This window comes from Streptomyces sp. NPDC000880, from assembly GCF_053599675.1.
On the sequence record NZ_JBSFMS010000006.1, the window covers coordinates 56,017 to 77,080 of the forward strand.

Genomic DNA, 21,064 nt, shown 5'->3' on the forward strand with positions numbered 1-21,064 from the left:
GCGGGCTCGTCCTGCCGCCGCATCGCGCCCCTCACACGGTGGCGGGCTCGTCCTCCCCCATGAAGGTCCGCCACAGCATCGCGTACGTGCCGCCCAGCGCCAGCAGTTCGTCGTGGGTGCCGTCCTCGGCGACCCGGCCGCCATCCATCACGATCACCCGGTCCGCGCGCGCCGCCGTCGTCAGGCGGTGGGCGACGACCAGCGTGGTGCGGCGGCCGGTGAGGCGATCCGTGGCCTGGTTGACCTGGGCCTCGGTGGCCAGGTCGAGGGCCGCGGTCGCCTCGTCGAGCAGCAGGATGTCCGGGTCGACAAGCTCGCCGCGGGCCAGGGCGATCAGCTGGCGCTGGCCCGCCGAGAGGTTGCGGCCGCGCTCGGAGACCTCGTGGAGGTAGCCGCCGTCGAGAGTGGCGATCATGTCGTGCGCGCCGACGGCCCGGGCTGCGGCCTCCACCTCGGCGTCGCTCGCGCCGGGGCGGCCGTAAGCGATGGCGTCCCGGACCGTGCCCGCGAAGAGGTACGCCTCCTGCGGGACGACGCCGAGCCGGTGCCGGTACGCCGTCAGGTCCAGCTCGCGCAGATCGGCGCCGTCGGCGGTGACCCGGCCGCTCGTCGGGTCGTAGAACCGCGCGACCAGCTTGACCAGTGTCGACTTGCCCGCGCCGGTCTCGCCGACGAAGGCGACGGTCTGGCCGGCCGGGATGCGCAGATCAATGCCGGTGAGGGCCTCTTCCTCGTCGCCGTAGGCGAAGTTCACGTCATCGAAGGCGATCTCGCCGCGCAGCGACAGCACATCGAGGGGCTCCTTCGCGGCGGCGGTCGACGTCGGCTCCCGGAGCAGTTCCTGGATGCGCCTGAGCGACACCGTCGCCTGCTGGTAGCCGTCGAAGACCTGGGACAGCTGCTGCACCGGCGCGAAGAACAGGTCGATGTACAGCAGATACGCGACGAGCGCGCCGGCGGTCAGGGTGCCCGCCTCGATCCGGCCGGCACCGACGATCATCACGGCCGCCGCGGCCACAGAGGACAGCAGCTGGACGAAGGGGAAATAGACCGAGATCAGCCACTGGCCGCGGACCCGCGCCTGGCGGTAGCTGTCGCTGCGGGCGGCGAACCGGTCCGCGCCGTCGCGCTCGCGCCGGAACGCCTGGACGATCCGCAGTCCGGACACGGACTCCTGAAGGTCGCCGTTGACGACGCTGATGCGCTCACGGGCCAGCTCGTACGCCTTCACGCTCTGCTTGCGGAAGAAGTACGTGCCGAAGATCAGTACCGGCAGGGTCGCGAAGACCACCAGCGCCAGCTGTACGTCGATGACGAGCAGGGCGACCATGATGCCGAAGAAGGTGACCACCGAGACGAACGCGGTGACCAGTCCGGTCTGCAGGAACGTGGACAGGGCGTCCACGTCCGTCGTCATCCGCGTCATGATCCGGCCGGTCAACTCGCGCTCGTAGTAGTCGAGTCCGAGCCGCTGGAGCTGCGCGAAGATCTTCAGGCGCAGGGAGTAGAGGATCCGCTCGCCGGTGCGGCCCGTCATCCGGGTCTCGCCGATCTGCGCGGCCCACTGCACGATCACGCTCACCAGCGCGAGCGCGGAGGCCGCCCACACCGCGCCGAGCGCCAGCTGGGTGACGCCCTTGTCGATGCCGTGCCTGATCAGTACGGGAAGCAGCAGGCCCATGCCGGCATCGACGGCCACCAGCAGCAGGCTGACCAGCAGGGGCAGGCCGAAGCCGCGCAGCAGTCGGCGCAGCCCGTAGTCGTGCTCGGGGCGCACGGCGCGGGCCTCGTCGATGCCGGGGGTGCCGTCGGCCGGGGGCAGCGCCTCGACCTGGGCGAGCAGCTCGGGGGTCGCGCCGGGGATGGGGGTACCTCCCGTGCCGGAGGCTACGGGGGACGACGACTCGGCGTTCTCCTCGCGCTCCCACAGCCGGGGCGTGATGCCGCGCTCGGCGTCGAACTCGGCATCGAGCTCGTCCCGTACGGTGTGGTCCTCTTCCGGGTCCGCGGCGGGCAGCGGTGTGTGCCCCGGCGATACGCCGCCGAGCTCGTCCGGGTCGGTCAACAGCCGCCGGTACAGGGCCGAGCGGCGCGTCAGCTCCTCGTGCGTGCCGATGTCGGCGAGCCGACCACCGTCGAGCACGGCGATGCGGTCGGCGAGGCCGAGGGTGGAGCGGCGGTGGGCGATCAGCAGGGTCGTACGCCCGGCCATGACCGATCTGAGCGCTTCGTGGATCTCGTGCTCGACGCGTGCGTCGACGGCCGACGTGGCGTCGTCGAGGAGGAGCAGCCGGGGGTCGGTGAGGATCGCGCGGGCGAGGGCGACGCGCTGGCGCTGGCCGCCGGAGAGGGTGAGGCCGTGCTCGCCGACCTTGGTGTCGTAGCCACCGGGCAGCTCGGCGATGAAGCGGTCGGCCTGCGCGGCGCGCGCCGCGGTCTCGATCTCCTCCTGGGTGGCGTCCGGCTTTCCGTACGCGATGTTCGCGCGCACCGTGTCGGAGAAGAGGAAACTGTCCTCCGGCACGAGCCCGATGGCCGCGCGCAGCGAGTCGAGGGTCAGCTCGCGCACATCGTGACCGCCGACCAGGACCGCGCCGTGCGTCACGTCGTAGAAGCGGGACAGCAGCAGCGAGACGGTGGACTTGCCGCTGCCCGAGGAGCCGACGACGGCGACGGTCTCGCCGGGCCTGATCTCCAGCGAGAAGCCGTCGAGGACCGGGCGGTCCTCTTCGTAGCCGAAGGTCACATCATCGAACTCGACGGTGGCGGGGGCGTCTGCCGGGAGCTCCTTCGTGCCGTCCTTCATGGTCGGCTCGGTGTCGATCAGCTCCAGTACGCGCTCCACGCCGGCCCGTGCCTGCTGTCCGACGGTCAGCACCACGGCGAGCATCCGGACCGGGCCGACGAGCTGCGCGAGATAGCTGGAGAAGGCGACGAACGTGCCAAGGGTGATCTGGCCGCGGGTGGCCAGCCACCCGCCGAGCGCCAGCATCGCGACCTGTCCGAGCGCGGGGACGGCCTGGAGGGCGGGGGTGTACTTCGCATTGAGCTTGATGGTGCGCAGCCGCCCCGCGAAGAGCTTCCGGCTCACCTCGCGCAGCTTTCCGGTCTCCTGGTCCTCCTGGCCGAAGCCCTTGACGACGCGTACGCCGGAGACTGCGCCGTCGACGACGCCCGCGACGGCGGCGGCCTGGCTCTGCGCGTACCAGGTGGCGGGGTGCAGCCGGGTGCGGCTGCGCTTGGCGATGAACCAGAGGGCGGGGGCGACGGCGATCGCGATCAGGGTGAGCGGCAGCGACAGCCACGCCATGATCACCAGGGAGATGAGGAAGAGCAGGATGTTCCCGATGGTCATCGGGAGCATGAAGAGCAGGCCCTGGATGAGCTGAAGGTCGCTGGTGGCGCGGCCGACGACCTGCCCGGTGGACAGTTCGTCCTGGCGGCGTCCGTCGAGGCGGGTGATCGTCCCGTACATCTCGGTACGGAGGTCGTGCTGGACGTCGAGCGCGAGGCGGCCGCCGTAGTAGCGGCGGATGTAGGTGAGGACGTAGACGACGAGAGCGGCGGCGATCAGCAGGCCGGTCCACAGGGCGAGGGAGCTGGTCCGGTCGCCGATGACATCGTCGATGACGACCTTGGTGATCAGGGGGACGAGCGCCATGACGGCCATGCCGGCCAGCGAGGAGCCGAGCGCGAGTATGACGTTGCGCCGGTGTCGCCAGGCGTATCCGGACAGCCGCCGCGCCCACCCCTGATCTGCCGACTGCTCTGCCGACGCCACGTGGTGCCTCCCGTTTTCATCTGGTCTACCGGAAGGCACCAACGCGGCAAGTAGGGGATTTCATCCCGCTGCAACAAATCGTGGCTTCGGACGGGCCTCAGCGGGTGATCAGCGGGTGGCGGGAATCGCTTCCTTCGGGGCCGTCTCCGGGGTGGCCGGCAGCGCCTCGTGCGGCACCACGGGCGGCGTGAAGACTTCGGCCGTCTGGGTGGCCGCGGGGGCGAGGTCCTTGTGGACAGCGCGCGCGACGCCCTGGATGGTGTTCACGCCGTACTGCATGGAGCTGTTGTCGTGCGTGAGGACGGAGATCGTGTAGCTGTGGCCGCCGCTGGTGAAGGCGCCCACGCTGTGTACGCGCCAGCCGTGCGTGGCCCGCGAGAGCCAGCCGTTCTTGATCTGGACGCGGGCGCTGCTCGGAGCGCCTGCCGAGACGCCCCAGCGCTGCGAGGCCACGACCTTGTACATCAGGCCGAGGGTGTAGCCGCGCGAGGCGTCGGTGAGGACGCTGTTCTTCAGCGCCAGCAGGTTCATGAGCAGCATCTGGTCGCCGACGCTGGTCTGGGTCAGGCCCCAGTAGCCGCCCGAGCCCGGGATCGTGCGGGACATCTTGGCGACGTTGAGGAAACCCTGGATCTTGGTGACGCCCAGCTGCTTCCACAGGGTGCTGGTGGCGGCGTTGTCCGACTTGGTGATCATGTCGGACGCGAGCTGCTGCTCGCGCGTGGTCAGCTTGCGGCCGGTCTTCTGGGCGTCCCAGAGGAGCGTCGTCAGCACGGTGACCTTGACGACGCTCGCGGAGTCGTAGCGGTCGCCGCTGCGCAGGCCGCAGGTGGTGTTCGTGGCGTTGTCGCGAACGGCGACGGCGGCGGTGGACGCCCGGCCCTTGAGCGCGGCGGTGATGTCCTGGGACAGCTTCGCGGCGAGTCCCGACTTGCCGGAGGTACAAATGACCGTCGGCGTCGCGGCGGCCGCGGGCGTCGCGCCCGCGGCCAGCGGCACGAGCACGCCCGCGGCGAGGACCGCGGCGGCGGCACGGGCGCGCCGGGATTTGCGGCCCGTTATTCGGTGGTGAGTCATGGAGGCTTCCCGTCCCCTTGTGCTGGAAGGGGTGTGCTTTCGCGGCACACCCGTTCCACTTGACTCACGACTGGCCGAAAAGTTGTACGGCGTCAGTGGTTGTGCGACAACCGAACCATGAGCCGGTACAGCCGGTACAGCCGGGTGATCTGAGAGGCGTTCTGGTTGTCGTCACTGGCGAGCAGGAGCCGGAGCCGCCCGCCGGGGCCGTGCGAAGTGACGGCCAGGGCCTCGATGTTGTCGAGGAGGGGGATTGGGCTGGGCTGCTTAACCACGAGGCAGGACGTGGCAGGTACGCCAGACAATCTCGCCCCGCTCCACACCGGCAGCGAGGGCATGGGTGCTGTCTCACTCGGCGACGCCGCTCCTGCGGTTCGGCTGCCGGAAGCCGGGGAGGCCTTGCGCTCCGCCGGCATCAGCGCGGCACTGCCCACGGCACCTGGCCAACCCCCTTGCCTGCACTGTCGGGTACGGAGCCGTGGACGGGCCCGAGCATGCCGGCGAAGCGCCGTGCGGGACTGCGGTGCCGTACTCGCAGCCAGCCCAGGGCTGGCTGCGAGTACGCCCGTGGCCCCGGCGTGGTTACAGGCGGCCGAGTACCTCGAACGGGTCGGCGGCAGCGCCGCTGTCGACCGCGACGATTCGCCGGCGGAGGGTGAAAGTGTCCCCCGGCTGCACGGTCACCTGTCGCTGGCTCATGGTCCAGATTCCGCAGGCATAGGCGGTGAAAGCCGCCTCTTCGTAAATCAGGCCGTAGGTCTGCCGGTCGGCGCCGGCCATCCCTATCCACGGTGCGCTGGGGGTGAAGTCGGCCGGGGCGGCGTCCGTGATGGTGCCGAACCCGGGGACACCGCTGCGCTGGCCCACGCCGTCGTGGTCGAGCACATCCCCTGTCCAGAAGGTCTGCGCCGCGGACCCGCGGTTGGTGAAGGCACTCTCCGCGGTGACCCACGGCTCACCCTTGCGAACCGTGTACGTCGTCACGACCTCCAGGTCGGGAACCTCAACTCCCGTACCAACAGCCCGCACAGAGGCCGTGGCACCCCCTGCGGCCAGGACCTCGACCGACGCCGACCGCACGGTGAGCTGCCCCCAGGCGTTGCCGCCTCGCGGCTGCTTGAGAGAAGCGTAGGGAAGGTTCAGCCAGTCCAGCTGATCGAGGTGACCAACCGCGGCCAGGTCGAGCGGTTTGCCCACGGTCACGCCCGGCAGCTGCGGGTCGTTGGAACCGGCCGAGACCGCCAGGGCGACCATGTCGTTGCCGATCACGATGTCGGAGGCGGTGGCCTGCGACTGCGGACCTGGGACGACGCGGCCGGTCCCGGCGTACGCGGCGGCGCGTTGCAGGCGCAGGTCGGCCCGCGCCCCGGCCTTCGTCCCCACCTTCACATCCACAGCGGCCGACTCGTAGCCGGCGCCGTTCGCCGTGACCGTGTAGGTGCCGGGCGGCGCGAAGGCGATGTACTCGCCGGAGGGGTCGGTGGTGGTCGTCGCGATCTGAGCGCCGTCGGGCCCGGTGACCCTGACCCCGACGCTGACCAGCGGCGCGCCGGTGGTCTTGTCGACGATCTTCCCGACGAGGCCGTCGCCCGCGTCGATCCGCCGCGCACCCGCGACGCCGTCGCGCACCTCGAAGGCCGCGATGGTGTATGCGGGGGAGGCGGCGTTCCGGGAGTCCAACACGATCCGCAGGTCGCTGCGCCACCGCTTCTCAGTTACTTCGCAGAGCACGTAGCCCCGGTAGCTGCCGTTGTAGAACTTGACGTGCGGGTTGGCCGCCAGTCCCTGCCGGACATCATTGTCCCAGCCCGCGCCGGAGGAGATCGACGTGCCCACGAACTCGGTGGCGATGGTCTTGGACTTGGGGTCGGTGAAGTCGGTCTTGAGGTCGTTGACCCAGTGCGTGTGCCAGTCGCCGCTGAGCACGACGGGGTTGGAGGGCTTCTCCTTGGCGATGAAGTCGAGGATGCGGGACCTGGCGGCGGGATAGCCGTCCCACTGGTCGAGGTTGACGATCTGGCCCGGCCCGAGGTCGTAGTCGAAGGCCGCCATGATCGTCTGCTGGGCGATCACGTTCCACTGGGCCTTGGACCGGTCGAGCTGGCCGAGCAGCCAGCGCTCCTGGTCCGGCCCGGTCATCGTGCGGGCCGGATCGTAGACCTCCGCGTTCGGCTCCTTGCGCCCGTCCCCGTTCGCCTGATCCGAACGGTACTGCCGGGTGTCCAGCACGCTGAACTGGGCGAGCCGGCCGAACTGCAGGCTCCGGTACATGAGCGCGTCGGGCCCGTCGGCGCGCTGCTCGGGGCGCATCGGCAGGTGCTCGTAGAACGCCTGGTAGCCGTTGGCGCGCCGCTCCAGGAACGGGCGTCCGTCGCCTGCGGCGCCCGGGACCGCGTCCGCGTAGTTGTTCTGCACCTCGTGGTCGTCCCAGGTGTGGATGAACGGGAACCGCGCGTGGGCGGCGCGCAGGTCCGGGGAGGTCTTGTACAGCGCGTAGAGGCGCCGGAACTCCTCCAGGCTCCCCTTGGCCGTCTCGTAGATGTAGTCGCCGAGGTGCAGCACGAAGTCGATGTCCTGCTCGGCCACGTCCCGGTAGGCGGGGTAGGGGCCGCCCACCCAGGCCTGGCAGGAGACCATGGCGAAGCGCAGCCGGTCGGCCTTCGCGCCCGGAGCGGGCATGGTGCGGGTGCGGCCGGTGCGGCTGTGGACCCCGTCGGCCTGGAAGCGGTACCAGTACCACCGGTCCGGCGCGAGATCCTCCACGACGACGTGCACGGTGTGCGCCGACTCGGCCCGGGCCGTGACCTCACCGGAGTGCAGAATCTGGCGGAACTCCTCGTCGCGCGCCACCTCCCAGCGCACGGGCACGTCCTGTGCCGGCATGCCACCGGTCGCCACGTTCAGCGGATCAGGCGCCAACCGTGTCCACAGGACGACACTTTCGTGATCCGGTTCGCCTGAGGCGACACCGAGAGTGAAGGGAGCCGGGTCCATCTCCGCCGCCTGCGCGTCGGGGAACGTTCCGATCAACTGGCTTGTCACGACGGCACCGAGCGTTCCACCGGCCAGTGTCAAGAATCGCCGTCGGTCCAGTGGATTGCTGATCATGGTGACTTGCCTCTCTGGGGCTGGATGAATTCCGGTCTGGGGCTGGATGAATTCCGGCCACACGCTCGTCAGCCCAGATGTCCGAACACTCATGATTTGGTGTCCGAATCAGCAAGATTTGGTAAAGAACGTGGTGCTGCGCTTGCCAGGGTGAAATGTGATCCGGTCGCCGGCGAGCAGAAGGGCCGGTCCAAGAACTCCTGCGCGCACCCTGACCGTCGGCAGCGAGCAGTGCATGCTCAGCGCCGTGGATGTTCCCGCCCTGCCGGCCCGTTTTCGCGCACTCCGAGCGGCGAGGCTTTCGTGGACTTCGCTCCCGGCTGGGGAGCCCGCGCCCTCGCCGACCAGGGCCTTCGGCGATGCCGCGGTCAACGGCAGGCGTCCTTGGAGGTGAACGACGTACCCAGCCTCATCGGCAGCGAAGGTCTCCCCGGCCGGGCCGGTACCTGGTCGGGTGCGGAATGCGAGCAGGATGGCACCGCCGCACCGGCGATGACCGGCCTCGTGCTGAAAGAGCCGGTCCAGCACGGTCGGCCGACGCGAAGCTGCTCACCGGCGGGTACCGCGGCGGCTGAAGTGGTCGCCGAATCCGCTGGCTTGATTCCTTCGCGGGCTTCCCCGGATCCGCTGCCCGGTGGAACAGGTCACACAGCCCGGGATGGCCGAGTCGCGCGCGGAGAACGTGCGGCACCCGGGGTACGAGCAGCCCACCGACTACTTGGCGGGCCGACCGAGCACCTGGCCCGGCGGCCCGCCAAGAGTGTTCGCTGTGGGTCGCAGTCAGGACCTCACAACACGCCTTCGGGGCTGGCACCCTCGATCGAAACGGCGTCGGCGACGATCTTCTCGATCTCCGCGAGGTCGTCGGCGCTCAGCTCGATGTCGGCGGCGGCGGCGCTCGCCTGGATGTTGGCGCTGCTGCGGGCGCCGACGATGGCCACGTGCATACCGGGCTGAGCGAGGACCCAGGCAATGGCGAGCTGGCTGACACTGATGTCGCGGGCCTTGGCGAACTCCTCCAGCTCGCGCACGACCGCCAGGTTGCGCTTCAGGGCATCGCCGGTGAAGGCGCTGGACTTGCCGCGCCAGTCGCTGTCCTCGAAGGTGGTGTTCTCGTCGAAGCGGCCGGTGAGCAGCCCGCTGGCCAGCGGGCTGTAGGCCAGCATTCCGATGTTGTGCTCGATGGTGTACGGAAGGGTCTCCGCCTCGATGCCGCGGCGGAAGAGGTGGTACGGCGGCTGCAGAGTGTCCACGGGACGGATGGCGGCGAACTCGGCCATCTGCTCGGCGTTGTAGTTGGAAACGCCGACGTAGCGGATCTTGCCGGCGTCGACGAGTTCCTGAAGGGCGCCGGCCGTCTCCGCGGCGGGGACCTTCGCGTCCGGCCAGTGCACCTGGTACAGGTCGATGGTGTCGACATCGAGGGCGCGCAGGCTTTCCTCGACACCCTGGCGCAGATACCCGGCGGAGGCGTCCCGCCCGCCACCGTTGGGCAGCACGCCGCCCTTGGTGGCGATGACCACACTGTCGCGGTCGGTGGTGATCTCCTTGCGCAGTGCCTTGCCCAGCATGCGTTCGGAGGCACCGAAGCCGTAGGCCTGGGCCGTGTCGAAGAAGTTGATACCCAGGTCCCGCGCGTGTCGGATGGCGGCGATGGCCGCATCCTCATCGAACGTGCCCCAATCCCCGCCCAGCTGCCAGGTACCGAAAGCGATGCGGGAGACCTGCAGGCCCGTGGCCCCGAGGGAGATGGTCTTCATACGTACTGGTCCTTCCTACCGACGGCGCATTAAGCCGTTTTGTACCCATTCGCGTATAGGGCCGCATGCACCGTCGCAGTGCCCCAGCCCATTCAGCCTCCTGCGCGGCAGGCCAACCGTCCAATAGAAGAAGACGAACGCATTCAGTGGCAGGACTTCTGAATCGTGACCAGGTGCTTGTGCGGCGCGGCTCGGCAGCTCGGTCGGCAGGTGTTCGGGACCGCCGCGCGGCCGGCGGCCATGCCGATGGACGCCTACCGGCCCGGCGACGAATTCGTGGTCCACTGCGAGCTCCCGGGCGTCAATCCGGAGTCGATCGACCTCGACGTCGAGCAGAACGTCCTCACCGTCCAGGCCGAGCGCCGCTCCCCGGCCGCCAAGGACGCGGAGCTGATCGCGGCGGATCGGCCGGCGGGCTCCTTCAGCCGCCAGCTGTTCCTCGGCGAGAGCCTCGACACTGTCCACGCACTCTGGGCCGTTCAGACATGGCCTGGCTGCGCTGCCCCGGAGGATGGAACAGCGGGGCCAGGGATCAGAGGACGGCTCAGGCGTGTGTCGGGGCGAACATCCGCAGGACCGCCGGGAGCACGACCACCGACGGGCCCGGATCCGTGAGCGCATTGCCGAGGTCTTCCGTCAGGGACTCCGGCGTCGTACGGACCGCAGGCACCCCGAAGGACTCCGCCAGCGCCACGAAGTCCGGGCGTGACAGTTCCGTGGCGGTGGCCTCGCCGAAGGCGTCCTTCATGTACTCGCGCAGGATGCCGTAGCCTCCGTCGTCCACGATCAGCCAGGTGACCGGGAGGTCGTACTGACGTGCCGTGGCCAGTTCGGCGATCGAGTACATCGCGCCGCCGTCGCCCGAGACCGCGAGGACCGGGCGGCTGCGGTCCGCCGCCGCGGCGCCCAGCGCCGCGGGGTAGCCGTAGCCGAGGCCGCCCGCGCCCTGGGCCGAGTGCATCGTGTTCGGGTGGCGGGCGTCGAAGGCCGACCAGGCCCAGTACGCCAGGATCGTCATGTCCCAGAAGCTCGGCGCATCGTCAGGCAGGGCCTCCCTGACGGACGCGAGCACCTGCTGCTCCAGAGTGAGGTCCTGGGTCGCGATGCGCTCGCGGACCTGCGACACGACCGTACGGACACGCTCCGCCGCCGTCTCGTCCTCGCGCCCCTCCACCGTCTCCAGCAGCGCCGACAGCGCGAGGCGCGCATCCGCGTGGATGCCCAGGCCCGCGTGGTTCGACTCCAGCTTGCCGGCGTCCGCCTCGATCTGGATGACCCGGCCGCGCGGGGCGAACGTGTGGTAGTTCGAGGAGAGTTCACCGAGGCCGGAGCCGACCACGAGCAGGACGTCCGCAGACTCGAGGAAGTCCGTGGTGTGGCGGTCCTCCAGCCAGGACTGCAGTGAGAGCGGGTGCTCCCAGGGGAACGCGCCCTTGCCGCCGAAGGTCGTGACGACCGGGGCGTCCAGCTTCTCCGCGAGCGCGAGCAGCTTGCCGGACGCGTCGGAACGAACGACTCCGCCGCCCGCGATGATCGCCGGACGGGAGGCACGGGACAGCAAGTCGGCCGCCACCGCGGTCAGTTCGGGGCGCGGTACGACATCGTGCGGAGTCGCGTCCATCGCCGTGACGAGCGGCAGTGTCGTCTCCGCCAGCAGAACGTCTTGCGGGATCTCCACCCACACCGGGCCGTGCGGAGCCGTCAGCGCCGACTCCCACGCCGCCGCGATCGCCGACGGAATCTGGGACTGCGTACGGGCCGTGTGGACCGACTTCACCACATCCCTGAACGACGCCTGCTGGTCGCGCAGTTCGTGAAGATAGCCGTGGCGGCCGCCGCCGAGACCGGCGGTCGGAACCTGGCTGCCGATCGCGAGCACCGGCGCCGAAGCCGCGGCCGACTCCTGGAGCGCGGCCAGCGCCATCAGCGCACCCGGGCCGGTGGAGAGCAGCAGCGGGGCCACTTCACCCGTCAGGCGGCCGTACGCGTCGGCGGCGAAGCCCGCGTTGTTCTCGACGCGCAGTCCGACGTACGAGAGCGAGGAGCGGCGCAGCGCGTCGAACATGCCGAGCGCGTGCTGGCCGGGCAGGCCGAAGACCGTCGTCGCGCCCAGGCCCTGGAGTGTCTCGACCACGAGGTCGCCGCCGTTTCGGCCGGGCGGCGGGTTCAGCGCGGCCGCGGTCTGCGCCTCGGTCGGCCGCAGCACCAGGTCGTGATCGTGGGTCATCGGGTCTCCGCGATCTGGCGGGACATGATCGTGGTCAGCTCGTACGTCGTGTGCGACGCGGCCACCGAGGTGATCTCGGCGTGGTCGTACGCGGGCGCGACCTCGACGACGTCCGCCGAGACGAGGTTGCAGGAGGCCAGACCGCGCAGGATCTCGAGCAGCTCACGGGAGGTCATGCCCCCCGCCTCGGGGGTGCCGGTGCCCGGGGCGTGGGCCGGGTCGAGGCAGTCGATGTCGATGGAGATGTAGAGCGGGCGGTCGCCGATGCGCTGGCGCAGCTGGTCGGCGACCTCGTCTGCGCCCCGGCGGTAGACGTCGGAGGAGGTGACGATGCCGAAGCCCATCTTCTCGTCGTCGGTCAGGTCCTGCTTGCCGTACAGCGGGCCGCGGATGCCCACATGAGAAAGGGCGGAGGTGTCGAGGATGCCCTCCTCGACGGCCCGCCTGAAGGGAGTTCCATGGGTGTACTCCGCGCCGAAGTACGTGTCCCAGGTGTCCAGATGCGCGTCGAAGTGGAGCAGGGCGACCGGGCCGTGCTTCTTGGCGACCGAGCGCAGCAGCGGCAGCGCGATGGTGTGGTCGCCGCCGAGCGTCATCAGGCGGGCGCCGGTGCCCAGCAGGTCGTCGGCCGCGGCCTCGACCGTCTCGACGGCCTCATGGATGTTGAACGGGTTCGCGGAGATGTCACCCGCGTCCGCGACCTGCGCGAGAGCGAAGGGCGAGGCGTCCTGCGCCGGGTTGTACGGGCGCAGGAGCCTCGACGCCTCGCGGATCGCGTTACCGCCGAAGCGCGCGCCGGGCCGGTAGGAGACCCCGGAGTCGAAGGGAACACCGACCACGGCGACATCGGCACGGCCGACCTCGTCGAGCCGGGGCAGCCGGGCGAACGTCGCGGGTCCGGCGTACCGCGGAATACGGGACGAGTCGACCGGGCCGCGCGGCTGCTCGTTGCTGCTCATGTGAATTGCCTTCTTTCCTACGCTTCGTTGCGGTTTTGACTCTAGCTGGGTACGGCCACGGACTCGACCGGGGTCTCTTCGTCCTCGGTGGACCGGCCCGCCAGGCGCTCGCGCCAATTGGCCAGGATCGCGGGGTCCGTCGGCTTGGTCGCCAGAGAGACGATCAGGTACGCCGCGAGGGAGGACAGCAGGCCGTAGTAGACCGGCTCGTTGGCGAGGATTCCGTACGACGCCATCAGTCCGATGACCGCGACGCCGCCGACGACCACCGAGGCGAGCGCGCCGTACACGGTGCCGCGCTTCCACAGCAGGCCGCCCAGGATGGGCACCAGCAGGCCGCCGACGAGCAGGTTGTACGCGACCGTCAGCGCCTCGATGACGTTGTTGAGCGCGATGGCGATACAGATCACCGCGACTCCCATGATCAGGATGAAGGCACGGTTGCCCTTCACCTCGTCGTGGTCTTCACCGCGCCGGGACGCGAGGCCCCGCAGCCGCGACCAGACGTCGTTGTTGGCGACGGTGGCACAGGCGATCAGCGCGCCGGAGGACGTCGACATGACGGCGGCGAGGGCCGCGGCCAGCACCAGACCGCGCACGCCCATGGGCAGTTCGTCCTTGACGATGGTGGCGAAGGCGTCGTCGGCGCTGGGGAGCTTCGGGTAGAGGACCCGGGCGGCCGTGCCGATCACGGCGCCGGCCAGGGCGTAGACGAGGCAGTACGTACCGGCGACCGTGCCACCGTAGCTGGCGACCTTGTCGCTGCGCGCGGTGAACACCCGCTGCCAGATGTCCTGACCGATCAGCATGCCGAAGGTGTAGATCAGGACGTACGTGAAGATCGTCTCGCCGCCGATGCCGAGCGGCGCGAAGTACTCGGTCGGCAGCTGGGCCTTCATCTGGGCGAAGCCGCCCGCCTTGACGACCGCGATGGGCAGCAGGAGCAGCAGCACGCCGACGGTCTTGACGACGAACTGCACCATGTCGGTGAGGGTGATCGACCACATGCCGCCGAGCGCGGAGTACGCGACGACGATGGAGCCACCGAGGATGATCGCGACGGTGCGGTTCATGTCGAAGAGGACGTCGAAGATCGTGGCGTACGCGATGGTCGAGGTGACCGCGAGCATCAGGGTGTACGCCCACATCACGACGCCGGTGATGACGCCGGCCTTGCCGCCGTAGCGCAGGTCGAGCATCTCGGAGACGGTGTAGACCTTGAGGCGGGCGATGCGCGCGGAGAAGAAGATGCTCAGCGCGAGCAGCCCGAGGCCGATGGCGAAGACCATCCAGGCGCCGGAGAGGCCGTACTTGTAGCCGAGGCCCACGCCGCCGATGGTGGAGGCGCCGCCGAGGACGATGGCGGCCATGGTGCCGGAGTACATCCAGGGGCCGAGCCGGCGGCCCGCGACCAGGAACTCGCTCTTGGTCTTGGCCCGGCGCATGCCCCACCAGCCCATGCCGAGCATGCCGGCCAGATAGACGACGATTACTGCATAGTCGACAGCCATCGGCTTCCCTTCGTCTCGTCCCCCGGGTCCTCAGATCCTGTGCGACGACGGTAAGTGGCCGGAAAGCATCGCTGAAGTGTACGTTTCATCCATTCTTGACGCCGCCTATGGATGGACTGTCCATGCCGGAGATCGCAGCAGCCCCACCGACCCCACCTATCCCCCTCGCCGCGCTGCTCGCCCGCGAGGAACTCGGTCTGCGGCAGATCGCCGGGCCGGTGGTGGCGGGCGCGGCGGTGCACTGGGTGCACACGTCCGAGATGGCGGATCCCTATCCGTATCTGCTCGGCGGCGAGCTGCTGCTGAGCGCGGGGGTGCTGCTCAAGGACCCCGACATGTACGTCTCACGCATCGTGCAGGCGGGGGCGGCGGCGCTGGGCTTCGGGGTGGCGCCGGTGTACGACTCGGTGCCTCAGGCGCTGATCGAGGCGTGCGACCGGCATGAGCTGCCGCTGATCGAGGTGCCGCCGGAGACGACGTTCACAGTGATGGGTCGTGCGGTGTGGCGCCTGATGGCGGAGGCGCGCCACCGGGAACTGCGCCGGGTGACCCAGGCCCAGCAGGGCCTCGCCGCGGCGGCGGCCCGCCCGGACCCGGTCCCGGCGGTCCTGCACCAGCTGGCGTCACGCCTGGGCGGCCAGGCGGTGCTGCTGGCCCCGGACGGCACGGAACTCTCGTCGTCGGGCCGCGCGCCGAGCCCGGATGCGGGGGCGGCGCTGAGGCGGCTGGCGCGGGTGGTGAAACCGCTGCCGGGAGCGCCGCGGGACGACGCGGGACAGGCCGGGCCCCTGCCCGCCTCCGCCAGTGACGCCATTCCCGGCGCACAGCTCGCCGCCTACGCCCTCGGCGGGCACCAGGGGCTCGTCCTCGGGCTCGCCACCCCCGTGCGCGAGGCCGGCGACCACACCGTCGCCGGAGTCGCCGTCGTCCTCCTCTCGCTACTGACCGCGCCCCACCAGGGCGCCGACAGCAGCGGGCGCAGCGCCGCCCTCGTACGGCTGCTGCTCGGGGCCGGGCCCTCCGAGGCCGCGTCGCTGCTGGGGGCCGAGCGGTGGACAGTCGTTCATGCACGCGGCGGGAGCGGCACCCCCTTCGCCGCGTCCGCGCTCGGCGCCGCGCTCGGTAGCGCGCTCGTCGACCCGGCCGACGACGGGACCGTACGGATCCTGCTGCCGGCCGACCGCGAGGTCACCCCGCAGCCCGGCTGGGTGCTCGGCGTGAGCGCCCCCGTCCACCCCGAAGAGCTCGACGCCGCCGACACCCAGGCCGCCAGGGCCGTGCACCGGGCCGCCGCCACCCGCACGGACCTGGTCAGGCACCGCGGCACCTCGCTCGCCGCGCTGCTGACCCCCGAGGAGGCGGCCGCCCACGCCCGGCTGCGCCTCGCCCCGCTCGCAGACTCCCCCGCCTTGCTCGACACCCTGCGCAACTGGCTCTCGCTGCACGGCAGTTGGGACCGCACCGCGGCGGCGATGGAGGTCCACCGCAACACCGTCCGCCAGCGCATCGCGCGCTGTGCGGCTCTCCTCGACGACGACCTGGACGACCCTGATGTACGGATGGAGCTCTGGTTTGCACTGCGGCAGGCGTGAGGTGTTGGGACGTCCACGGTTCCGTGGGGAACCCACGAAGGAGGTACCCAAAGACTGTTGCGCCAGCGCAAATCCCTTGGCAATCAACTGTGTTGGAATTCCCGCATGGCAACTCCCGCTGATGGAACCATGCTCCTGGACCCGGGCGAACCGTCCCGTCGCCTGCGCGCCGAGACCGAGCGGCTGCGGGACGAGGCCTCTCGCCAGAAGGAACTTGCAGGCCGACGAGCCGAGTTGTGGAACAAGGCCAACATCCTTCTCGGATTCCCCGCCGCGCTACTCGCCGGCACGTCCGGAGCCGCGGGCCTGGCCTCGGCGGATGCCCGCATCCCGGCCGCGCTGACCGCCCTGGCCTCGGCGGGGTTCGCTGCCGGCGCGGGCTTCCTGCGCAGCGGCGTCCGATGCAAGGCCAACAAGCGGGCCCGGCACGCGTGGGCCGCCGTGGAGGGCAGGGCACTGGTGAGACTGGCCCAGGAACACCTGACCCCCGACGACCTGGCCGAACTCCTGGACCTGCGCCAGGCCGCGCTGGCGGCCTACGACGGGGAGGACGCCGGGGTGGGTGCGGCTCCGGGCATCCCCGAGTGAACCCGTTGGCTACGCAATCTCTCCCATCCACATGCGCCGCCCCAGTTCGTCGAGCTCGGCCCGGCGCTCCTCGTACTCGGGCAGTGCCTGCCCCAGCAGCCGCCAGAAGTCCGCACCATGACCGGGAACCCGGACACCGTTCGCTCGAACCGGTCAGCTTTCGTCAGTAAGAGGTCACACCCATGCCCTGCTCGACGAAGTCAAATACGTCCGTGTACGGGTCGCGCAGCGACTTCGGCACATGGTCGCCATGGGCCGCGTTCATCCTCACTGCACGCTTCTTGGCCTCCGCGAAGCTGCCCGCTGACACCATCGAGCACGAGATCCGTCTCGAAGAAGCTCGGCTCTTCACCTTCCTTGGCGTCCAGTGCGAAGGGGGTGCGTGCGGTGCCGTCGTAGGACGCCCAGCGGGCGTACGAGTTAAGGACTGCGGAGCGCATATCGGTCATTGCGGCCAGCACGTTCGACTTGCCCGACGCGTTGGCCCCGAAGATGCCGATGAGCGGCAGAACCGACAGGGAACGGCTGCCGGCGAGCTCGATCGGCCGCCCGGCCAAGCTCGGCTCATCGTCGGACACGACAAACGACAGCTCCTGCTCGTCACGCAGTGACCGCACATTCGCGGTGCGGAATCTCAGCAGCATGCTGCCCCCCTCTCCGCGGTCAGGGTAATGGTCATAACTGACATCGGCTCGCGTTGGGTGGCATGGGAGTGTGCCGAGCCTCACCCTGGACAGCCGCGGTGACTGCCCGGTAACTTTTCCTGAGCAAGCGCTTAGATAAACCTTGGACGAGCTGACGAAGGGGGCGTCCCGTGCGCCGTACCGTGTACAACGAGGACCACGAGGCGTTCCGCGAGACCATTCGCGACTTCATCGAGACCAAGGTCGTCCCCGTTTACGACGAGTGGTACGCCGCCGGCCAGGCGCCTCGCGACTTCTACTACAAGCTCGGCGAGCTGGGCGTCTTCGGCATCGAGGTGCCTGAGGAGTTCGGCGGCGCGGGTCTGGAGACCTTCAAGTTCGAGGCCGTCATAGCCGAGGAGACCGCCCGGGCGGGGGTCAACTTCGGCGGCTCCGGCGTACACGTGATGCTCTGCCTGCCGTACCTCAAGGCCTACGCCACGGACGAGCAGAAGAAGCGCTGGCTGCCCGACTTCGTCACCGGCAAGACGATGTACGCCATCGCCATGACCGAGCCCGGCACCGGCTCCGACCTGGCGGGCATGAAGACCACCGCCAAGCTCTCCGAGGACGGCACGCACTACGTCCTCAACGGGGCCAAGACCTTCATCACCGGCGGCGTCCACGCCGACCGCGTGATCGTCTGCGCCCGTACCGCCGCCCCCACCGCCGAGGACCGCCGCCACGGCATCTCCCTCTTCGTCGTCGACACCAAGTCCGAGGGCTACGCGGTCGGCCGCAAGCTCGACAAGCTGGGCCTGAAGACCTCCGACACCGCGGAGCTGTCCTTCACCGACGTCAAGGTGCCGGTCGAAGACCTCCTCGGCGAGGAGAACAAGGGCTTCTACTACCTGGGCCAGAACCTGCCGCAGGAGCGTCTCGGCATTGCCGTCGGCGCCTACGCCCAAGCCAAGGCAGCCGTCAGGTTCGCCCAGAGTTACGTCGAGGAGCGCACCGTCTTCGGCAAGACCGTCGCCTCCTTCCAGAACACCAAGTTCGAACTGGCCGCCTGCAAGGCCGAGGTGGATGCGGCCGAGGCCGTCGTGGACCGCGCGATGGACGCCATCGACGCTGGCGAGCTGTCCGCCGCGGAGGCCGCGTCCGCGAAGCTGTTCTGCACCGAGGTCGCGCACCGCGTCATCGACAAGTGCCTCCAGCTGCACGGCGGTTACGGCTACATGAACGAGTACCCGATCGCCCGCCTCTACGCCGACAACCGCGTCAACCGCATCTACGGTGGCACCAGCGAGGTCATGAAGTCGATCATCGCCAAGTCCATGGGCCTCTGAAGCAGGCCACCGGTAAGGCAGTTACGTTCCTTCCATGAGCGAAGCACTTGACGGACTGCTCGATCTGCTCGACCTGGAGCAGATCGAGCAGGACATCTTCCGGGGACGGTCGCGCTCCGCCGCCGTACCGCGCGTCTTCGGCGGACAGGTCGCGGCCCAGGCGCTCGTCGCCGCGGGCCGCACCGTCCCCGAGGACCGCACGGCCCACTCCCTGCACGCGTACTTCCTGCGCATGGGCGACCCCGGCGCGCCGATCGTCTACACGGTCGACCGCATCCGGGACGGCCGCTCCTTCACCACGCGCCGGGTCGTCGCCGTCCAGCACGGCCACCCGATCTTCCATCTCTCGGCGTCCTTCCAGACGTACGAGGAAGGCCTTGAGCACCAGGCGGCGATGCCGGACGCGCCCGACCCGGAGACCCTGCCGACGGCGGCCGAGATCCTGCCGCGCAACCTCGAACCCCACGTCGCCCAGCGGCTGCTGGAGGCCAGGGCGGCGGTGGATCTGCGGTATGCGGAGGCACCGCCGTGGAGCACGGTCGGGCAGCCGCGCGAGCCGCGCTCGCAGGTGTGGTTCCGTACGAACGGCAAGCTCGCCGACGACCCACTGCTGCATGTCTGCCTCGCCACGTACGTCTCCGACATGACGCTGCTCGACTCGGTGCTGCTCGCGCACGGCCGCGGCGGCTGGGCGGTCGGCGATGTGGTGGGCGCCTCGCTCGACCACGCGATGTGGTTCCACCGCCCCTTCAGGGCGGACGAGTGGCTGCTGTACGACCAGGAGTCACCGTCGGCGTCCGGCGGCCGGGGTCTGGGCCAGGCCCGGATCTACACGCAGGACGGGCAGCTGGCGATCACGGTCATCCAGGAGGGCGTCGTTCGCGTACCCCGCGCCTGAGGACGGTCAGGGGGCAGCAGTGCCCGCCCGCCGTCAGCCCTGGGACGTCAGCCCCGCGGCGTCCAGCAGGTACTCGGCCATCGGGTCGTAGAAGCGGGGATCCGTGACGTGGTCGTCCAGGGGCACCACCACCTGGAGGGTTCCCTCTGCCTCCCCGATGAAGAGCGCGGGGTCGTTGCAGTCGGCGTACCCGACGGAGTCCAGACCGCGCTGCCCGGCGCAGCCGGCCCAGCCGTGGTCCGCCACCACCAGGTCGGGCTGCGGGCGGCCCTCCCGCTCGAGCGCGTCCAGGATCGCGGCCATGGGCGCCGGGGAGTGCGTGTGCCACAGGGTCGCGCCGCGCTCCAGCATCGCGATGTCCGCGAACTGGAAGACCATGCCCTCGTCGGCGGTGAGCCCGCCCGGAATCCGTACGATCTCGCACCCGGCGGCCCGCAGCGCGTCGGCGGTCTGCCTGTGGACATCCAGCAGCCCGCCGGGGTGCCCGGTCGCGAACAGCACCCGCTCCTGCCCGGCGGCGGCCTTGCGCAGCCGGGCGGCCAGCCGGTCCAGGGCGTCGACGGTCAGCTCGGGGTCGATGGTGTCCTGCCCGGTTCGGTGCTGGGGATCGTCGTTGACACCGCACCGCTCGGCCATTACGGCGAGCACATCCTGCTCATCCGTCCACCGGTCGCCGAGCTCAAGGCCGAGCCAGAAGTGACGGTCGCCGTTGGCGAGCTTGCGGTAGTGGGAGAGATTGTTGTCGCGGGGGGTGGCGACGTCTCCGGCGATACGTGTGTGGACGAGATGGTCGACAAGGGCGGCACGGCTGGGTATCGGCATGAGCCCATTGTGCCGTCCGCCACGCCCGCGGCACCCTGCGTCCCGAACGTTGGACGGCAGCGGCCGGTGCCTGGGCGAAACCCCAGGTCCTTAGCCCGCCAGTGACGCGAACGCCCCGTGTGCCAAGCGTCGCAGCAGTGTCTCCGTCGCCGCGCGGCCCGGCAGACCGCCGCCGTACGAGCCCAGGTGCGGCGTCGAGTTGAGCAGGCCGAACACGGCGTGGACCGCCACTCGGGCCTCCGACTCCGCGACGTCCGGGTGGAGTTCGCGGACCGCCGCGACCCACAGCTCGACGTACTGCCGCTGCAGCTGCCGCACCAGCTTGCGGTCGCTGTCGCGCAGCCGGTCCAGCTCGCGGTCGTGGAGCGTGATCAGCGGGCGGTCGTCGAGCGCGAAGTCGATGTGCCCGTCGATGAGCGACGCGAGCAACGCCTGGGGGTCGGCCGCCGCCTCCTCGACGCGGAGCCGGCCGCCGTTCAGCAGGCGTTCGCTGATACCCACCAGCAGCTCCGCGAGCATCGCGTCCTTGCCGGGGAAGTGGCGGTACAGGCCGGGTCCGCTGATGCCGACGGCCGCCCCTATCTCGTCGACGCCGACGCCGTGGAAGCCGCGCTCGGCGAACAGGCGCGCGGCCTCCTTGAGGATCTGCTCGCGGCGCGTCGGGGCATCCGTCCTGGTGGTCATGGATTGATTCTAGACAACGCTGTTAGCGGTCGTTAACCTGAAGGAAATGCGTTAACGCTCATTAACTTTTCTCGTACGAAGTCGT

At 70.0% G+C, this 21,064-nt stretch carries 15 protein-coding genes and 1 pseudogene; 5 read left to right on the forward strand and 11 right to left on the reverse strand.

What is annotated here, in order from left to right; genetic code table 11:
* Window positions 1-31 precede the first annotated feature (31 nt).
* The 5 genes from ACWDO5_RS03560 to ACWDO5_RS03580 form a co-directional block, all read right to left on the reverse strand.
* Entirely contained in the window at window positions 32-3,781 is a 3,750-nt protein-coding gene (locus ACWDO5_RS03560) for an ABC transporter ATP-binding protein (RefSeq protein ID WP_450528024.1), read from the reverse strand.
* 108 nt (window positions 3,782-3,889) lie between these two features.
* A complete protein-coding gene (locus ACWDO5_RS03565; protein WP_450528026.1) occupies window positions 3,890-4,858 on the reverse strand; it encodes a serine hydrolase in 969 nt (322 codons plus the stop codon).
* A 92-nt stretch (window positions 4,859-4,950) separates the two neighbouring features.
* Complete coding sequence (locus ACWDO5_RS03570) at window positions 4,951-5,133, reverse strand: hypothetical protein (protein ID WP_450528028.1); 183 nt, start codon at window positions 5,131-5,133, stop codon at window positions 4,951-4,953.
* A gap of 307 nt (window positions 5,134-5,440) precedes the next feature.
* The gene (locus ACWDO5_RS03575) at window positions 5,441-7,900 is read right to left on the reverse strand and encodes an alkaline phosphatase D family protein (protein WP_450528030.1); all 2,460 of its coding nucleotides are present in this window, start codon (window positions 7,898-7,900) and stop codon (window positions 5,441-5,443) included.
* A gap of 854 nt (window positions 7,901-8,754) precedes the next feature.
* Entirely contained in the window at window positions 8,755-9,726 is a 972-nt protein-coding gene (locus ACWDO5_RS03580) for an aldo/keto reductase (RefSeq protein WP_450528032.1), read from the reverse strand.
* A 165-nt stretch (window positions 9,727-9,891) separates the two neighbouring features.
* On the opposite strand from ACWDO5_RS03580, the pseudogene ACWDO5_RS03585 reads away from it, so the two are divergent.
* A pseudogene (locus tag ACWDO5_RS03585) lies at window positions 9,892-10,185 on the forward strand (Hsp20/alpha crystallin family protein); the annotation flags it as partial.
* Window positions 10,186-10,270: 85 nt separating this feature from the next.
* On the opposite strand, the gene ACWDO5_RS03590 reads toward ACWDO5_RS03585, so the two are convergent.
* Genes ACWDO5_RS03590 through ACWDO5_RS03600 form a run of 3 tightly spaced genes read right to left on the reverse strand, consistent with a single transcriptional unit; the run spans window position 10,271 to window position 14,423 of the window.
* Entirely contained in the window at window positions 10,271-11,953 is a 1,683-nt protein-coding gene (locus ACWDO5_RS03590; protein WP_450528034.1) for a thiamine pyrophosphate-binding protein, read from the reverse strand.
* Window positions 11,950-12,912 carry an agmatinase gene (gene speB, locus ACWDO5_RS03595; RefSeq protein ID WP_450528035.1) on the reverse strand — a complete coding sequence of 321 codons (963 nt, stop codon included), beginning with the start codon at window positions 12,910-12,912 and terminating at the stop codon, window positions 11,950-11,952. The genes ACWDO5_RS03590 and speB overlap by 4 nt, the downstream gene beginning before the upstream one ends.
* 41 nt (window positions 12,913-12,953) lie before the next feature.
* Window positions 12,954-14,423, reverse strand: coding sequence for a sodium:solute symporter (locus ACWDO5_RS03600; protein ID WP_450528036.1), 1,470 nt, complete (start codon window positions 14,421-14,423; stop codon window positions 12,954-12,956).
* 122 nt (window positions 14,424-14,545) lie between these two features.
* Between ACWDO5_RS03600 and ACWDO5_RS03605 the strand changes: the two genes are divergently transcribed.
* Together ACWDO5_RS03605 and ACWDO5_RS03610 are read left to right on the forward strand one after the other, a co-directional pair.
* Window positions 14,546-16,015, forward strand: coding sequence for a PucR family transcriptional regulator (locus ACWDO5_RS03605; protein ID WP_450528038.1), 1,470 nt, complete (start codon window positions 14,546-14,548; stop codon window positions 16,013-16,015).
* Window positions 16,016-16,120: 105 nt separating this feature from the next.
* A complete protein-coding gene (locus ACWDO5_RS03610) occupies window positions 16,121-16,603 on the forward strand; it encodes a hypothetical protein (protein ID WP_450528039.1) in 483 nt (160 codons plus the stop codon).
* Window positions 16,604-16,803: 200 nt separating this feature from the next.
* Here ACWDO5_RS03610 and ACWDO5_RS03615 read toward each other — a convergent pair whose 3' ends face one another.
* Entirely contained in the window at window positions 16,804-17,247 is a 444-nt protein-coding gene (locus ACWDO5_RS03615; protein ID WP_450528040.1) for an AAA family ATPase, read from the reverse strand.
* Between the two features lie 170 nt (window positions 17,248-17,417).
* Here ACWDO5_RS03615 and ACWDO5_RS03620 point away from each other — a divergent pair, with 170 nt between their 5' ends.
* A complete protein-coding gene (locus tag ACWDO5_RS03620) occupies window positions 17,418-18,575 on the forward strand; it encodes an acyl-CoA dehydrogenase family protein (protein WP_450528041.1) in 1,158 nt (385 codons plus the stop codon).
* Between the two features lie 34 nt (window positions 18,576-18,609).
* Entirely contained in the window at window positions 18,610-19,473 is an 864-nt protein-coding gene (tesB, locus tag ACWDO5_RS03625) for an acyl-CoA thioesterase II (protein WP_450528043.1), read from the forward strand.
* 33 nt (window positions 19,474-19,506) lie between these two features.
* Here the strand turns inward: tesB and ACWDO5_RS03630 are convergent, their stop codons facing one another.
* Window positions 19,507-20,295, reverse strand: a complete 789-nt coding sequence (locus ACWDO5_RS03630; RefSeq protein WP_450528044.1) for a phosphatase — start codon at window positions 20,293-20,295, stop codon at window positions 19,507-19,509.
* Between the two features lie 90 nt (window positions 20,296-20,385).
* A complete protein-coding gene (locus ACWDO5_RS03635; RefSeq protein ID WP_450528046.1) occupies window positions 20,386-20,979 on the reverse strand; it encodes an SACE_7040 family transcriptional regulator in 594 nt (197 codons plus the stop codon).
* Window positions 20,980-21,064: the final 85 nt, after the last annotated feature.

Excerpts from the sequence above, each read along its gene's own strand:
- ACWDO5_RS03565 (WP_450528026.1), bottom strand. The coding sequence starts at position 4,858 with ATGACTCACCACCGAATAACGGGCCGCAAATCCCGGCGCGCCCGTGCC.
- ACWDO5_RS03580 (WP_450528032.1), bottom strand. The coding sequence starts at position 9,726 with ATGAAGACCATCTCCCTCGGGGCCACGGGCCTGCAGGTCTCCCGCATC.
- ACWDO5_RS03590 (WP_450528034.1), bottom strand. The coding sequence starts at position 11,953 with ATGACCCACGATCACGACCTGGTGCTGCGGCCGACCGAGGCGCAGACC.
- speB (WP_450528035.1), bottom strand. The coding sequence starts at position 12,912 with ATGAGCAGCAACGAGCAGCCGCGCGGCCCGGTCGACTCGTCCCGTATT.
- ACWDO5_RS03600 (WP_450528036.1), bottom strand. The coding sequence starts at position 14,423 with ATGGCTGTCGACTATGCAGTAATCGTCGTCTATCTGGCCGGCATGCTC.
- ACWDO5_RS03605 (WP_450528038.1), top strand. The coding sequence starts at position 14,546 with ATGCCGGAGATCGCAGCAGCCCCACCGACCCCACCTATCCCCCTCGCC.
- ACWDO5_RS03610 (WP_450528039.1), top strand. The coding sequence starts at position 16,121 with ATGGCAACTCCCGCTGATGGAACCATGCTCCTGGACCCGGGCGAACCG.
- ACWDO5_RS03615 (WP_450528040.1), bottom strand. The coding sequence starts at position 17,247 with ATGCTGCTGAGATTCCGCACCGCGAATGTGCGGTCACTGCGTGACGAG.
- tesB (WP_450528043.1), top strand. The coding sequence starts at position 18,610 with ATGAGCGAAGCACTTGACGGACTGCTCGATCTGCTCGACCTGGAGCAG.
- ACWDO5_RS03630 (WP_450528044.1), bottom strand. The coding sequence starts at position 20,295 with ATGCCGATACCCAGCCGTGCCGCCCTTGTCGACCATCTCGTCCACACA.
- ACWDO5_RS03635 (WP_450528046.1), bottom strand. The coding sequence starts at position 20,979 with ATGACCACCAGGACGGATGCCCCGACGCGCCGCGAGCAGATCCTCAAG.